The sequence below is a fragment of the Achromobacter sp. DH1f genome (assembly GCF_000633435.1).
Classification (GTDB): Bacteria; Pseudomonadota; Gammaproteobacteria; order Burkholderiales; family Burkholderiaceae_B; genus Achromobacter; species Achromobacter deleyi.
In genome coordinates, this window is the sequence record NZ_AYMF01000114.1 from 1 (window position 1) to 378 (window position 378).

The 378-nt window shown below is 75.4% G+C and carries 1 protein-coding gene; it reads right to left on the reverse strand.

Translation table 11 applies throughout. The features are described 5' to 3' along the window. Positions 1 to 378 (reverse strand): aminotransferase class III-fold pyridoxal phosphate-dependent enzyme (locus U858_RS0133275; protein ID WP_029954782.1); only part of this gene is annotated, 378 nt, incomplete at both ends.

The window sequence follows — 378 nt, forward strand, 5'->3', positions numbered from 1 at the left end:
CCAGCACGGCCAGCCCGGCCGCACACACCAGCGGGCCGCCGCCGAACGTGGTGCCGTGGCTGCCCGGGGTGAACACGCCCGCGGCGGGGCCGGCGGCCAGCATCGCGCCGATGGGGACGCCGCCCGCCAGGCCCTTGGCCAGGGTCATGACGTCGGGCACGATGTCGGCCCACTGGTGGGCGAACCACTTGCCGGTGCGGCCGATGCCGGACTGGACCTCGTCGATCATCAGCAGCCAGCCGCGTTCGGTGCACAGGCGCCGCACGTCCTGCAGGAAGGCGATGTCCGACGGGCGGATACCGCCTTCGCCCTGCAGCGCCTCGAGCAGCACGGCCGCCACCCGGGGTTCGGCGTCACCGGCGGCGCGGATGGCGTCGG